Source organism: Adhaeretor mobilis (assembly GCF_007741515.1).
Lineage (GTDB): Bacteria > Planctomycetota > Planctomycetia > Pirellulales > Lacipirellulaceae > Adhaeretor > Adhaeretor mobilis.
In genome coordinates this window covers 3583841-3598332 of sequence record NZ_CP036263.1, presented here as the reverse complement: position 1 = coordinate 3598332, position 14492 = coordinate 3583841, and the positions used below count along the sequence as shown (strand labels likewise).

At 56.1% G+C, this 14492-nt stretch carries 11 protein-coding genes; 3 read left to right on the top strand and 8 right to left on the bottom strand.

Annotation, left to right across the window (positions count from 1 at the left end):
* Nucleotides 1–108 precede the first annotated feature (108 nt).
* Nucleotides 109–3015, bottom strand: coding sequence for a DNA polymerase I (gene polA / locus HG15A2_RS14195; protein ID WP_246117741.1), 2907 nt, complete (start codon nt 3013–3015; stop codon nt 109–111).
* A 443-nt stretch (nt 3016–3458) separates the two neighbouring features.
* Here polA and HG15A2_RS14190 point away from each other — a divergent pair, with 443 nt between their 5' ends.
* The gene (locus tag HG15A2_RS14190) at nt 3459–4886 is read left to right on the top strand and encodes a hypothetical protein (RefSeq protein WP_145060852.1); all 1428 of its coding nucleotides are present in this window, start codon (nt 3459–3461) and stop codon (nt 4884–4886) included.
* A gap of 80 nt (nt 4887–4966) precedes the next feature.
* On the opposite strand, the gene bioA is transcribed toward HG15A2_RS14190, so the two are convergent.
* The 7 genes from bioA to hisN all read right to left on the bottom strand — a co-directional run bounded on the left by bioA (nt 4967) and on the right by hisN (nt 11967).
* A complete protein-coding gene (bioA, locus tag HG15A2_RS14185) occupies nt 4967–6328 on the bottom strand; it encodes an adenosylmethionine--8-amino-7-oxononanoate transaminase (protein ID WP_145060851.1) in 1362 nt (453 codons plus the stop codon).
* A 3-nt stretch (nt 6329–6331) separates the two neighbouring features.
* Nucleotides 6332–6634 carry an SAM hydroxide adenosyltransferase gene (locus tag HG15A2_RS14180; RefSeq protein ID WP_246117740.1) on the bottom strand — a complete coding sequence of 101 codons (303 nt, stop codon included), beginning with the start codon at nt 6632–6634 and terminating at the stop codon, nt 6332–6334.
* A gap of 80 nt (nt 6635–6714) precedes the next feature.
* Entirely contained in the window at nt 6715–8187 is a 1473-nt protein-coding gene (gene gatB, locus HG15A2_RS14175; RefSeq protein WP_145060850.1) for an Asp-tRNA(Asn)/Glu-tRNA(Gln) amidotransferase subunit GatB, read from the bottom strand.
* 195 nt (nt 8188–8382) lie between these two features.
* Complete coding sequence (gene gatA / locus HG15A2_RS14170; RefSeq protein ID WP_145060849.1) at nt 8383–9924, bottom strand: Asp-tRNA(Asn)/Glu-tRNA(Gln) amidotransferase subunit GatA; 1542 nt, start codon at nt 9922–9924, stop codon at nt 8383–8385.
* A gap of 62 nt (nt 9925–9986) precedes the next feature.
* Entirely contained in the window at nt 9987–10277 is a 291-nt protein-coding gene (gene gatC, locus HG15A2_RS14165) for an Asp-tRNA(Asn)/Glu-tRNA(Gln) amidotransferase subunit GatC (RefSeq protein WP_145060848.1), read from the bottom strand.
* Between the two features lie 158 nt (nt 10278–10435).
* A complete protein-coding gene (gene rpmB / locus HG15A2_RS14160; protein WP_145060847.1) occupies nt 10436–10711 on the bottom strand; it encodes a 50S ribosomal protein L28 in 276 nt (91 codons plus the stop codon).
* A 311-nt stretch (nt 10712–11022) separates the two neighbouring features.
* On the bottom strand, nt 11023–11967 hold the full coding sequence (gene hisN / locus HG15A2_RS14155) for a histidinol-phosphatase (RefSeq protein ID WP_246117739.1): 945 nt from the start codon (nt 11965–11967) through the stop codon (nt 11023–11025).
* A 153-nt stretch (nt 11968–12120) separates the two neighbouring features.
* Here hisN and HG15A2_RS14150 point away from each other — a divergent pair, with 153 nt between their 5' ends.
* Nucleotides 12121–12471, top strand: coding sequence for a hypothetical protein (locus HG15A2_RS14150; RefSeq protein WP_145060846.1), 351 nt, complete (start codon nt 12121–12123; stop codon nt 12469–12471).
* Nucleotides 12472–12608: 137 nt separating this feature from the next.
* A complete protein-coding gene (locus tag HG15A2_RS14145) occupies nt 12609–14321 on the top strand; it encodes a helix-turn-helix domain-containing protein (protein WP_145060845.1) in 1713 nt (570 codons plus the stop codon).
* Nucleotides 14322–14492 lie beyond the last annotated feature (171 nt).

Genomic DNA, 14492 nt, shown 5'->3' with positions numbered 1-14492 from the left:
ATTCATATTTCTGCTAAGCGAGCCGCGAACGCAAGCGGCTGGAGTTTCTAACCGACTCCCTGAGGCCACAACACTTTTAGCGCTTACGTCTTCGGCTCGCCCTGTGATCTAAACTCCCTCGCATTCAGCCCAGTTCGGCCCGACTTTCACATCGACTTTCAAAGGTACGTCCAGTGCCATGACATTGGTCATCTCTTCGTCAACGAGTTTGACGAGTGGCTCGATCGAGTCAGGAGCGACTTCAAACAGCAGCTCATCGTGAATCTGCAGGATCATTCTTGCTTCCAGAGGTTCTTCTTTCAAACGACGGTGCACAGCAAGCATGGCCAACTTGATAAGGTCGGCGGCGGAGCCCTGAATCACCGTGTTCACAGCGGTTCGTTCCGGCAGGTTCAATTGTCGAAGCTGGCCGTTCTTGGGTTCCCGCAGACCCTCAGGCACGGGGCGAATTCCCGACACAGCTCGACGGCGGCCGAGCAAGGTCGTCACATATCCTTTGTTACGGCACTCGGTGAGCGTATCTACGAAGAAGTCGAGTACGCCGGGGTAGGAGGCGAAATAGGTTTCGATGAAGTCGGCAGCTGCTTCCTTTGAGATGTCCAGTGCTTTCGCTAAGCCGAATGGGCTTTGCCCATAGATGATGCCAAAGTTCACTGCTTTGGCAGCACGACGCATGTCGGTCGTGACCTCGTCAAGCGTCACGCCGTTCACTTGGCTGGCGACAAGGCGGTGAATATCTTCATCCGCGGCGAAGGCGTCGCTTAAGGTAAGATCGCTGCAGAAGTGTGCGAGCACGCGCAGCTCGATCTGTGAGTAGTCGGCAGCCAGCAATTGCCAACCTGGCTGGCCAGCGCGAAACGCTGAGCGGATTTCTCGTCCCTCGGCCGTGCGAATAGGAATGTTTTGCAAGTTCGGGTTGCTACTGCTGAGCCTTCCCGTAGCGGCCACAACTTGGTTGAGCGAAGCATGCACGCGGCCTGTGGTGGGGTGCACCAACTTCGGCAGGGCGTCGATGTAAGTGCCAAGCAATTTAGAGTATTGACGATATTCAACGATTTTGGCCGGCAGCGGATGTTGCGAAGCCAGCTCTTCCAGCACGCTGGCGTCGGTACTTGCACCGGTTTTTGTTTTCTTGATGACGGGCAGGCCAAGCTCAGTGAACAGCACCTCAGAAAGCTGCTTGGGCGAGGCAATGTTCAGTGGATGACCGGCCATCTCTTCGATTTCTAGCGCAAGCCGTTCGAGCCTTGCCGTATACGTCTTACTCAGCTCGGCCAAACGTTCTACATCCACGCATACGCCTTCAAACTCAATCTGCGCGAGCACTTCGATCAGTGGAGTTTCGAGCGTTTCGTTCAGCTCGACGAGGTTGTCCTCTTCCAGGCGTGCCTGCAGGATCGGCAGCAATCTCAGAGGCACGTCAGCATCTTCCGCGGCATAGTCGCTCACTTCGGCGACGGGTGCCTCGTCCATACGCCGTTGATTCTTTCCTTTGCCGATGAGGTCTTCGATCTTGCTCGTCGCGTGTCCGAGATAACGCTGAGCTAGAAGATCGAGGTTATAGCCCCGTTCGCCAGCTTCCAGCAGGTAACTGGCCACCATGGTGTCGAACTCCACGCCGGCCAGCTGGATCCCAGCATTCTTAAGCACAACGATGTCGTACTTCAGGTTCTGACCAATCTTGCCAATCGTTGGATTTTCCAGCACCGGTTTGAGCAGCTCGGCCGCCTTCGCAGGATCGATGACTTGGGAACCTTCGGGGCCACGCACTGCCACGTAGTACGCCACGCCCGATTGCCACGCGAACGAGTACCCCACGATTTCCGCCTCGCGTGGTTGAACACTGGTAGTTTCAGTATCCACGGAGATTGTCGTTTGCTGAGAAAGTTGCTCAACGAGTTGCTGCAAACCCTCTAGGGTATCGACCAAGTGGTAATCAGCTTCCCAGGCGGAGGCCGGCGGCGCAGCAGTGGTGCTCCCCACGCTCTGGAATTGATTGCCGAGCATCTTGATTCGGTCGCCCAGACCGCGGAAGCCGTGCTCGCGGAACAGTGAATCGAGTTTCTCTAGATCGAATCCGCCGACGCGGCATGCCTGCCAGTCGGGCGTGATGGGCACATTGACGTCGAGTTCTACGAGTTTGCGTGAGATGAGCGCGTCTTCTCGGAAGTCAATCAAGTTCTGACTGCGCTTCTTTCCGGAGACTTCGCTGGCATGATCGAGTACCTCTTCAACCGTGCCAAATCGCTCTAGCAATTCCATGGCGATTTTCGGACCGATGAGCGGTACGCCCGGTACGTTGTCCACTTTGTCGCCAACCAAAGCCTGGAAGTCGACCACTTGGTCCGGCCGGATGCCCCAATCGCCGAACAACTCGACTGCGGTATAGTCTTGGTCCTTGCGAATGTTGTAGACCGATACGTTGTCGGTGATGAGCTGACGGCAGTCTTTATCGCCGGTGACGATCGAGCACTTCGCCCCCGCCTCGTCGCACAATCGAGCGAGCGTGGCGAGTACGTCGTCTGCTTCAAACCCCGCGGAATCGAGTACTGGGATTCCCATCGCATTGACCAACTCGCGGATCTTTGGGATCTGCGAGCGCAGCTCGTCTGGCATCTCGCTACGATCCGCCTTGTACTTGTCGTACATGTCGTGGCGAAAGGTGGGGCCCGGCAGATCGAACGCACAGACTAGCGCCGTGGGAGACTTGCGTTCAAGGAGTTGCAACATATCGCGAGCAAACCCGTAGACCGCGCCCACCGGTTCGCCTTGTGGGCTGGTGAGATCCGATCCGTGCATTGCATGGAAGACTTGGAAGATCAGCGAGTGCGAGTCGATTGCGTAGACTGTCCATTCGGGACCGAATGGACTGGCATTGTTTTCAGCTCGATCTGCTGATATAGCCTGTTGTTGGGCAGCGAGCTTGCCGCTTTCTCGTGACGGCTCGACCGACGCTGCTACACGGGACTCATCGTCCATGCCTGGCAGGCTCGCTTGGCGGGGGCTTTTGGGCATAGGTTAGGCTCTATTTGGGGCCGGGATGCGGCGTCAGTTTCGTGATGCTAGTAGCGAAATTCCACCTGATAGCTTAGCGTCGGGGCTACTGGAGCGCGAATTGGTCGCGGTCAGACGAAGACGATATAATCCGAATATCCCGACCTAGGTCGCCCGCGGAATCGACACGTTCGACAGAAACGCCGGCCTGTTCGGAAACCGGCTCTTACCACTGCAAAGGCAGGCCTGATTTCGTTGACACTCCCTAATCCCCCAACTAAGCTCGACTTACAGCAAATTTGCCCAATTTGTCGCTTTGTTACGAGGGTCCATAGGGGGGACTCCGCTGGTCGCGGTCTCCTCATCGGGCGGCACATTTGCTCAGGAACAAAAACTCAATTACTGAGGCTTCGTGATCAGCGAATTCTCAAAGTCGATCTCACCGACACACGTCGAGGTAACTTATGGCCGCGAAAGAAAACCAAGGCCTGCAGGCAATCATTATCGTTCTCACACTGCTGGTCCTCGGCTTGCTCGTGTCGGTGTTCTTGGTCAACAATGCCAAGAAAACTGCGCGTGCTCAAGCAGACGATTTGCAAACTCGCAACACGGAAAGTCAGCGTGCCCAAAGCCAATTGCAAGAGGAAGCCAACAACTACAAGACCTGGATGGGCTTTTCCCCTGAAGATTCTATCGACACGCTCCGTGAGCCCTACACGGCCGACATGGCACGCTATGGTGAGAACTTTGCAGAAGAAGAACGCAATTACCGGCGGATCCTTGAGCAAATTGAGAACGATTACAACAAGATGGCCTCGGACGAGTCGAACGCCAAAGATCAGGTGAAAGATCTGAAGCAGCAATTGCGGGCAGTTCAAGCGGCAGCAAATGCCCAGATTGAAGAGTACGTGAAGCAATTGGAGGAGGCAAAGTCAGACGCTGCAAGCGAACGTGTGAAATTTGCCGAACAAGACAATCAAATTAAGAAAGAGAAAGAAGAGATCGCCGCACAGCTTGCCGCACAACGCACCGAGCACGACCAGCAAATCGCCAGCCTTCGCAGTCAAATCAGCGAGCTCGATGGGAAGATTGCCAAGCTCGATCGGGCGAACGACAGGCTCCTCGCAGAACGACAAAGCCCTGATCCATTCGCCGAACCGGCCGATGGGAAAATCACCTGGGTGAACCAACGCTACTCGAAAGCCTGGATCAATCTTGGCACGGCCGATGGATTGCGTCCTCAAGTGACCTTTAGCGTTTACTCGCCAAACGAGGCTGACGCTTCAAAAGCGGTGAAAAAAGGCTCGATTGAGGTCCTGCGTGTCATGGAGCCTCACCTCGCGGAAGTCCGTATCACCGACGACAGCAATCAGGACCCGGTCATGCCGGGAGATCAAATCTACAGCCAGGTTTGGAATCGCGGTCGTCAGCTTGGATTTGCATTCACAGGTTTCATCGACATCGACGGCGACAACAAGAACGATTCTGCTCTGTTAAAACGAATCATTCAGGCAAGTAACGGAGAGGTAGACGCTGCCCCAGCGCCATACGGTAACGAGTCTGGAGATATTGTTGACGGCGAAATGGACGTGGCCACCCGCTACCTGATACTTGGAGATCGCTCGCGCGAGGGAAATCAAGCGGAAAGCGAACACCTGAGTAAGGCTTGGGATCAAATGAACGAGGATGCTGACAGTTTGGGTGTGGAAACCATCGCACTCGACGAATTCATCACGCTTATGGGCTGGCGCTCTGATAATCGGGCGGTAACGCTTGGCCCAACGGCACGCCCAGACGCCTTCCCCGCAAAACCCCACACGCAAGAATTGCCCCGGAAACGAACGCAGCCTACCGGCACTTTCCGCAAGCGATTGCCTCCGACGCCTTTTTGATTCGCGGGTGCAGGATTGGAATGTGGACAATCCTGACGAAACCCTGACAAGACGTTGCTTGCGGGCTAAGTCGTAGCGGATCAGGCTTGAGGTTGCACTGCGATCTCGACGCAAATCTTCAAGAGACTCTGAGTCAACGCATCGAATAGCAGGTCAAGCTCTTCCTCACTGATGACCGGTGGCGGAATCAGCACGACCACGTCGCCGAGCGGCCGCAACCACACCCCTGCTTCCGTGGTCGCCTTGCAAACTTGATAGCCAACTCGCTGATGTGCCTCGTAGGGAATATTGTTTTCCCGGTCTGCAACAAGGTCAACTCCCGCCATCAACCCGAGCTGGCGAACATCGCCAAGGTGGCGGCCTATCTCTGGGTGCTGTTCGAGTCGCTGAAGCCGCAGGCAGAACTGCTCAATCCTTGGAGGAAGCACTTCGGAGAGCATTTTCGAAGCTTCCACCAGGTCGATCGAAGCCAACGCCACAGCAGCCGCCAGCGGATTGCCACCAAAAGTATGACCGTGATAGAAGGTGCGCTGTTCGTGGTATTCCCCGAGAAAAGCCTCGTAAACCTTGCTCGTGACCATTGTCGCCGCCATCGGCAGATACCCGGCTGTGAGGCTTTTGCCTAGGCACATCAAGTCGGGCACAACATTCTCGTGCTCGCAAGCGAACAGTTTGCCCGTGCGACCGAATCCCGTAACGATTTCGTCGGCAATCATGAGCACCTCGTAGCGAGTACATAACTCTCGAACGCCCCGAAGATACCCTTCTCCCTGCATAAGCAGGCCCGCTGCGCCTTGCACGAGGGGCTCGATCACCAGCGCAGCGATTGTCTCGTGTTGCTCGGCAAGTACGGCTCCGAGCTTGCCCAAATGCTCTTCGGTCGTTCCGAAACGACGATCGGGTGAGGGCACGCGCACCACTTCGCACAGCAGCGGGCCGAATATTTCGTGAAAATGCTGGATGCCACCCACTGCGGTACTACCAAGGGTGTCGCCATGATAGGCGTTGCCGAATGCTAGGTATTTTTTCTTCTTGGGCTTAGGAGCGTCGCATTGCTGCCAGTATTGGAAACACACCTTCAGAGCAACTTCCACCGCGGAGGAACCGTCGCACGAGTAAAACACATGCTCAAGATCACCAGGCGTAATCTGAGCAAGTCGGCGGGCCAGCTCAATCGCTGGCGGATTGCTCATTCCCAACGTGGTGGCGTGAGCCAACTTAGCAAGCTGCCCGCTGATGGCTGCGTTCAGCTGAGGATGATTGTGCCCATGTAAGTTGCACCACAGGCTGCTCACACCGTCGAGATATCGCTTGCCGTCGGTATCCCAAAGGAAGCAGCCCTCGCCTCGCTCGACGATCAGCGGTTCGTGTTCCGCCATCTGGGTAAAAGCATGCCATAGATAGTGGCGATCCCACTCATTGAGCTCTTCACTGGTTGCCATAGGTTACCATTTTACTTCCACGGCCTCGCCGGGGCTGACGCCGAGCATGATTCTCGCACTGTCTTCAACGATGGCCAATTCGATACAGGAACTACTACCGATCACTGCGATGAGCGTCATAGGAGGTTGATCATGATTGGCGGGGAAAATGCCCCGAGTTTCGTGTCCATCGCAGAAAACCCCCACCGAGTCGTCCCGAGGTACCCCTTCGAGCTGCTCGCTCGAAATGTTGGTGACAAGGTTACCTTGCGCGTCGATGCTTTGAATACTTCCGGTGATCTTATTCGCCACAGTCGTCGCTCCCATCGCTTTACTCAGAGTGTTTTGCTCGGGTGATAGCACCGCTTATTCTATGCGGTGGAGAGGAATTCTCCAACCTTCTGTAGTTAGCTCTGTTGAGCAAGCTCTAAGCAGATCTCACGGACGCGGCCCGGGTCGACATTTGGGTTTTGCGCTTTCGCTTGGCCGATGAGTGCTCCGACGGCTTGTTGCTTACCCGCTTTCACATCAGCAACGATCTTAGGGTTGGCGTCGACCAGTTTTTGGCAGAGTGCGACAAGTTCTGACTCGTCGACTTGCTCGATTCCTAGCTTGGAAGTGGCCTCTTGGGCATCGCAGTCGTCAGCGAGCATCGTGGTGAACACCTCCCGCCCCCGCGGTCCGGGAATCGCACCGCTGTCGATCCCCTTCACGAGACCGGCGAGCCTTTCGGCAGAGACGCCGAACTGCTCGATCGTGATTTCCTTGTCCTTGAGCTCCCTGAGGACCTCCTGGGTCACCCAGTTACAAGTGAGCTTTGGATCGCCAGAGGCGTCGGCAGCTGTGAGATAGTAGTCGACAACCGGTCTGCCCTGGTTCACGAGCACATCGGCATCGTAGTGCCCGAGGGAGTAATCGTCGCCGAGCCGCTGCCGTAGGCCGGCTGGTAGCTCTGGCAATGCGGCACGTACCGCTTCAACCTGCTCGGCGGTGGTCGTCACCGGCATGAGGTCGGGATCCGGGAAGTAGCGGTAGTCGCTCGATTCCTCCTTGGATCGCTGGCCACGCGTCACGCCAGCCGCATCGTCCCAGCCACGTGTTTGTTTGGGCGATTCACCCAGGCGTCGACCCGTTTCCTGCCATTCGTCATATTGCCGCTTCGCTTCGTAGTCGATAGCACGCTCGACCGCACGAAAGCTGTTCATGTTCTTGATCTCCACGATGGGGGTGGCGACCTTTTCGCTATCTTTTTCGAGGTGTAAGTTCACGTTCGCATCCACTCGTAGACTACCTTCTTGCATGTTGCAATCAGAAACGCCGATGTACGTGAGCAGCAGCTTTAACTCCTGTAAGAATGCCCGGGCTTCCAGCGAGGAACGCATGTCTGGCTCGGAAACAATCTCCAGCAACGGCGTGCCCGTGCGATTGAGATCGATCTCAGAATCGGCCTTTCCAGCCGCCTCATCGTGAACGCTCTTGCCGGCATCCTCTTCCAAATGCGCTCGCAGGATGCGAACCCGTTTTGGCTCGAAGCGATCCTTCGGATCGGCAATCTCCAAGTACCCGTCGTCCGACATGGGCAAATCAAACTGGCTGATCTGATAGCCTTTGGGCAAATCCGGGTAGTAATACTGTTTGCGATCCCACTTGGTGAATCCAGGGATATCACAATTCAATGCAATGGCCGTTTGCAGGGAAAGCTCAAACGCATGAGCATTCATCACCGGTAGTGTGCCTGGCAAACCCGTGCACACGGGGCAAGTTTGCGTGTTTGGCTCTGCCCCAAACTGCGTAGAACAACGACAAAACAGCTTGCTTTGGGTAGCAAGCTGCACATGGACTTCCAGGCCAATGACAGTAGTGTAGGGTTGTTCGGGCATGCTATTGGAACCACGAAGCAGTGTTGCTAAGCGGTCCAGGTTCACGGTGGTTGGTCATGGGGTCAAGTAGTTCGCTACGGATGGCACTAATACCACTGATAAAGTTTTACAGTAGGGTGCCGTGAGCATTAGCGAAACGCACCTCTTAGTTCTCTGTGTGCCTCCGTGTCCTCTGTGGTTCAAAAATATTGTGGTCTAAGTTTCAGGGGGCCGGCGAGTATGCCAATCGGTGGTTTGTTGGTACATGTGGGCTGCTTTGAGCAGGCGCTGCTCTTTCAGCGGAGGGGCCTGCAACTGGAGACCGATCGGAAGGCCCGCTTCGCTGAATCCGCAGGGCATGCTTAAGCCGGGAAGGCCGGCTAGGTTTGCGCTGACGGTATAGAGATCGACCAAGTACATCGCCAGCGGATCATCAACCATTTCGCCGAGCTTGAAGGCGGGCGAAGCGGTTACGGGGCCAGCGATAAGATCGACGTCTTCAAAAGCCTTATCGTAATCCTGGCGAATGAGTCGCCGTACTTTGAGAGCTTTCAAGTAGTACGCATCGTAGTAGCCTGCGCTCAGGGCATAGGTGCCGAGCATGATACGGCGCTTTACTTCGGGACCAAATCCTTCTGCCCGACTACGGCGATACATGCGAATGAGTGGCGTATCGAGGTTATCTAACCCACGCTGGTCGCCAGACTCAGAAAGCTGCTTTCGCTCGGCTTCCAGTTCGGCCATCATTTCAGCCTGATCGGTGCGATGGCCGTAGTGGGCCCCGTCGTAGCGTGCCAAGTTGCTGGATGCTTCGCTGGGGGCGATTACGTAGTAAGCGGCAACGCCGTACTTGCTGTGCGGCAGTTCAACTTCTTTTACGGTTGCGCCGAGTGATTCGTACACAGCGATCGCGTCTCGGACAGCCGTTTCAACTTCGCTGTTCAGTCCTGTCGCGAACTGTTCCTTCACAACGCCAATTCGCATGTTTTCCAGCGGTTTCGATACCGATTGGCTATACGCGGGGGTAGCTTCTTCGAGGGAAGTCGAGTCACGCGGGTCATGGCCAGCGATTGCTTCCAGCAGCAACGCCACATCTTCTGCGGTACGCGCCAAGGGACCGACTTGATCAAGGCTGCTGGCAAATGCCACGAGGCCGTAACGGCTCACTCGGCCATAAGTTGGCTTCATCCCAACAACGCCGCAAAGCCCCGCGGGCTGGCGGATGGAGCCGCCCGTATCGGTGCCAATTGAAAGTGGAACCATGCCGGCAGCCACACAAGCGGCCGCACCGCCGCTGGATCCACCAGGGGCGCGCTGCAAATCCCAAGGATTGCGAGTGAGCTGTACCGCTGAGTTTTCGGTGGAGCCGCCCATCGCGAACTCGTCCATGTTCGTGCGACCCACCAGCACGGCATCGGCGGATCTTAGCTTGGCAACGACGGTAGAATCGTATGGCGGGCGGAAGTTTGCAAGCATCTTCGACGCGCAAGTTGTTGTCGTAGTGCTGTCGCAAAGTACATCTTTTACCGCTACCGGAAGCCCAGCAAGAATGCCTAGCTGTTCGCCCGCGGCGCGGCGCACGTCGATTTGCTCCGCGGCCGCCAAAGCGGCCCGGCCAGATTGCTGGAGGAACGCTCCGACCTTCTCATCGGCGGCTTCGATACGATCTAGCGAGGCTTGAGTCAGTTCGACCGAACTGATTTCGCCTGCCTTGAGGTCGGCTAAAAGCTGGCAGGCGGAGCGATCGAGGAGCGACATTGCAGAGTGCAGTTCGATGGCTAGATCGAGAATTTAATAGGGAAGCAGCGAACGGGAAATTGTCAGTCGCCAAGCACAGCAGGTACAAGATAGCCCCGCTCATTGCTACTTGGAGCATTGGAGAGCGCCTGCTCGCGGGGCAAGCTTTCGGCTACCACATCCTCAGCAAAAACATTGGTTACCTCGACGGCATGGGCCATTGGCTCGACGCCCTCGGTATCGACCTCAGAGAGCTGATCCACATAGCCGACGATTTGCCCCATTTGCTCGGTCATCTTCTCAAGCTCAGTTTCTGAGAGCTTGAGTCGCGCCAGCAAAGCGACCTTCTCAACGGTTTCGCGGGTGATCGCCATAGTTAAAAAAAGCTCAGGATGTTGCGAATCGTCTCGTAACCCGAAGCGTGAGCGAGGAAAAAGCCCGTGAAATAATGCTCCCTCGCTTACGCTTCGGGTTAGGGTTGCCAAATAATACCCAAGCATTAGGTCAGTTGGAGCACCAATCAGGAACTACTTTACTTCTTCGCAGTATCCTGGGGCACCTTGAAGGGGGCCTTGCGGACGACCTTCTTTACGGCTCCAGAGCGAATGCACTGCGTGCAAACTTGCATCGCCTTGCGGGTACCGTTAGGCAAGCTCACGTGGACGCGTTGCAGATTTGGCTTGAACTTGCGGCGCGTAATGCCCGTGATTTTCGTACCCACACCACCCAGGTATTTCTTCTTACCTCGGGTAGTAACTTGATTTCCAAGCTGGGCACCTTTGCCACAGACTTCACATTGACGGGCCATGATGGTTACTCGTTTCTCGTGTCTCTTGGCTAATTGAATCGCAGACTGTCCGCGATATTTTGGTTCTGGCAAACCGCTAAGTATACGGCTCCACGGGCTTTACGCAACGCCGGGGAGTCTGATTGACCGCAGAAATGCAAAGTCAAGCCTATGTCATTCCGAAACGAGTCGAACGACTGAGGAATCCAGTTTGAACGCTGGGTTGACCGGATTCCTCCGCCGCTGAGACGGCTGTCGGAATGACACGAGGTGTGGACTTTGTAGTCCATCTGCTCGTTTCCCCGTGAAATTGACCTGAATTGCAGTCCGATTCACTCCACCAGCAGTGCTCTGGCGGCTTCGGCCAACACTGCATTCGTAGCGATGGCGTCACCGCAGTGGACTGAGGGCTCGCCATTCCAGCCTGTGTAAACGCCACCGGCGGCTTCGATGATGGGCTGTAAACAGGCGGCATCCCACAGATTAAGGGCCGGATCGACCATGATCTCCGCCCGGCCTGTCGCCACGAGCAAATACCCGTAGGCATCACCCCAAGTGCGACTCAGCCGGCAAGCAGATTCCAATCGCTGGTAGGCAGCTCGGTCGGCCGGATCGCGATCTTTATCGAAAGCCGGAACGCTGGTGGTCAGAAAGGTTGCCTCTGAGAGAGACGAGACTTCGGACACACGAACTTGCTGAGCAGGGGCTTTGCCCACCGCGTAAACTGCTTTGCCACCTGTGCGGGCGAAGAGCATTTCCTCTGTTGCGGGGGCGTAGATAACCCCGATCAGGGGTTCATTTTCTTCCATGACCGCGACGAGCGTAGTGTAGAGCGGCACTCCGCTGATGAACGATTTGGTCCCATCGATCGGGTCGAGAACCCACCGATAGGCACTGGTTCCAAGCGTTTCCCCGTATTCTTCGCCGACGATCCCGTCATCGGGAAATCGCTCAGCTATCTCATCGCGAAGCAGCCGCTCGGCTGCCTGATCCGCTGCGGTAACGGGTGAACCGTCCCCCTTGCGCTCAACCTCTAGGGACGAATTCCGGAACCACTTGAGGGTCTCCCCCCCGGCCTTGCGGGCGATCTCGATGGCTAATTCAAGGCGGTCCTGGGCGGCTTGTTCTGGGGTGCTAGTCATACTTTGCAGGCTACCAAAGCCACGATTGGCTGGAAATAGCTCCGCCACTTGCAGTTCCCATTGTGGCCGTTTGAGCCTCGTTTTAGACTCACGTTTCGAAAATGCCTCACTCGGGCCCCCTTTGGGGCGGCTCATAGCGGTTGTACGGTGGGGGTAAGTTAAGTAGTCGCAAGAGGATGGGGCGATTTTTTCTTGAAACTCGGGGAGCCGCTTTTAGAATAGAAGTGGATGAAAGCTGGCTTCCCTCAGCCGGGGCAATGATACTTGTTGCCCAAGAAGGAGCACAAAATGCGTGACACACACTGGATGAGTGTGGGGATGTTTAGCTTGGCCGTGGCCATCGTCGGGTGGTTAGGGGCTGCCCAACCGAGCTACAGCGGTCAACCAGGCACGTTGAGCTCACAGGGCAATCTCATCACATATTTTCAAGAAATCGAAGGTGGCTCGACTCAGGCGATTCTGGTCGATCCGCAAACCCGAGTCATGAGCGTCTATTACATTAGCGCTCAGGGCGAGGAAAAAGGTAAGATTCAACTGAAGAGTGTTCGCCCGTTGCGCTACGATATGGAGATGACCAGCTTCAACACCGGCGAACCGTTGCCCCAAGAGATTCGCAACGCTCAAGACCGTTCGAGATAATCGCGACCGTTCGCGATCGACAGAGAAAAGACTAATCAGCTCGCCAGTGTGCATCGCACGGAAGTTGGCGCCGCGAGCCTAATCGATCGACTTCGCTTCGTAGCGGAGCCGTTCATGCAAAAAGGCCCGAGGTTTCAATGGACTTCCTGAAATTTGAAGATGCACTGGAAAAGCTTGGCATCACCTCGGAGCGACTCAATCAGCTCCGCGAGTCGGGCGAGTTGCGTGCCTATCGCGATGGCGGCAGCTGGAAGTTCCGTGGCGACGAAATTGAGAAAATGTCCGCCGACGGCGTCCCCGAGCCTGCGCCGCCCAGTGACATCGGCTTAGTGCCTGATGACGAGCTGGAAGCCTCCGCACCCATCGAAGTAGAAGACGACGATGACCTGAAACTTGCCGATGACGACGATCTGGCACTTGATACAGAAGAGTTGAGCCTAGAAAGCAGCGGCCTCGACCTCGATATGGGATCAAAAGAAGCGTCGAAGCCTGTTCCTTCTAAGGCTGAAGAAAGCTCTCTCGAACTTGGCGAGCTGGAAGATATCGAACTGGCCGAGGCGAGCGATGTCATCATCGACGACCCGGATGCCACCGACCCCGCAGATTCTATTCTGCTGAGCGAAGAAGAGCTTGGTGAGTCGGTTGCCGCACCTGCGAGCACGATTATCGGGAAGGAAGAACTGGGGCTCGAAGATGCAGATCTTGAACTAGCCAGTGAGGACGACACCGATGGCAGCGAACTGGAACTAGCTTCCGATCCGGGCGCCTCGGACGTACTCTCCTCGGGGATCGCCGGCTCGGGCGTGTTGGACGAGCTGACCGACGAATCGGGCGGCATGAGCGCCTTCGAAGACCTGGACGAGCTGGAAATCGACCTCGAGGCAGAGTCGAGCCGTATTCTCTCTCCCGAGGAAGCTGCAAAGGTGAAAGCAGCGGCAGCAGCAGCGCCAAAACCGAGCGCAGAACTTGATAGCGATCTGACCCTGGACGACGACGGAACCGATCCCGTGCCCTCTGACTTAGAAATTGCAGCCGATGATGGCACCGACCCCGTGCCGTCCGATCTAGAGCTAGAAATTGCTGACGACGGGACAGACCCCAATGTCGAGGAAGAACTTGAGTTAGAACTTGCCCCGAGTGACTCGGCCGTCGGAGATTCCGATATCGACCTTGGAGGCAGCGGCAGCGATTTTGTACTCGCCGACGGCAGCGGCAGCGACGTCACACTCAACAGCGGCGATAGCGGCATCAACTTGGTATCGCCCTCTGACAGCGGCTTAGCACTCGACGACATCCCATTGGAAATGGGTGGCTCGGCAATCCTTAGTTCCCTGTCCCTCGGCGGCACCGATTCCGATCCTGATTTCTCGCTGGTTGCCGACGATATTCCTGCCGCTGGGGGCAGTCAAAAGGCTGCTGTACAGGAAGATGAGGATTTCCAACTCACGCCGCTTTCCGAGGGTGCGATCGATGAGGATCCCGATAGCAGCTCCCAAGTCATCGCTCTTGATGCCGTCGAAGACGATTTCGGTGCGAGCGATGCAGGTATTCTCGGCGGGGATGCCTTCGCCGAAGATACTGGCGATGCTGTGCTGCTCACCGAAGATGATGCTGTACCGATGGACGAACTGGGGGCGGGAGTGTACGCCGGAGGCGGAGCTGCTGCCGTCCGCTCCGATAGCGATTACAGTATTTGGAATATCCTGTCACTGGCCGGCTGTGCGATGCTTTCGATGCTATCGATCATGTTGCTAACCGACATGATTCGTAACATCTGGAGCTGGGATGAAACGACGTCGTTAAATAGCTCCTTGCTTGATGGTTTATTAGGAATGTTTGGCCTGAAATAGCCGCTCGCGGCTTAGCAACTGTCTCCTGGCAAGTGCTTTTTCATCACGAACCATCGCCAACCTCAGCTAAGTCGCAAGCGGTGATGGCCTAGGCTTGCGGCGCGGACCGCATATAATGGCGCAATTGCACTGCGACGACTGCAGTAGCCCCCGCCCACCTTTGGCTGCCCC

Bases quoted from the DNA above. Each gene is read 5' to 3' on its own strand.
- rpmB (WP_145060847.1), bottom strand. From the start codon at position 10,711: ATGGCCCGTCAATGTGAAGTCTGTGGCAAAGGTGCCCAGCTTGGAAAT.
- polA (WP_246117741.1), bottom strand. From the start codon at position 3,015: ATGCCCAAAAGCCCCCGCCAAGCGAGCCTGCCAGGCATGGACGATGAG.
- hisN (WP_246117739.1), bottom strand. From the start codon at position 11,967: ATGAGCCGCCCCAAAGGGGGCCCGAGTGAGGCATTTTCGAAACGTGAG.
- bioA (WP_145060851.1), bottom strand. From the start codon at position 6,328: ATGGCAACCAGTGAAGAGCTCAATGAGTGGGATCGCCACTATCTATGG.
- gatA (WP_145060849.1), bottom strand. From the start codon at position 9,924: ATGTCGCTCCTCGATCGCTCCGCCTGCCAGCTTTTAGCCGACCTCAAG.
- gatC (WP_145060848.1), bottom strand. From the start codon at position 10,277: ATGGCGATCACCCGCGAAACCGTTGAGAAGGTCGCTTTGCTGGCGCGA.
- gatB (WP_145060850.1), bottom strand. From the start codon at position 8,187: ATGCCCGAACAACCCTACACTACTGTCATTGGCCTGGAAGTCCATGTG.
- HG15A2_RS14150 (WP_145060846.1), top strand. From the start codon at position 12,121: ATGCGTGACACACACTGGATGAGTGTGGGGATGTTTAGCTTGGCCGTG.
- HG15A2_RS14145 (WP_145060845.1), top strand. From the start codon at position 12,609: ATGGACTTCCTGAAATTTGAAGATGCACTGGAAAAGCTTGGCATCACC.
- HG15A2_RS14190 (WP_145060852.1), top strand. From the start codon at position 3,459: ATGGCCGCGAAAGAAAACCAAGGCCTGCAGGCAATCATTATCGTTCTC.
- HG15A2_RS14180 (WP_246117740.1), bottom strand. From the start codon at position 6,634: ATGGGAGCGACGACTGTGGCGAATAAGATCACCGGAAGTATTCAAAGC.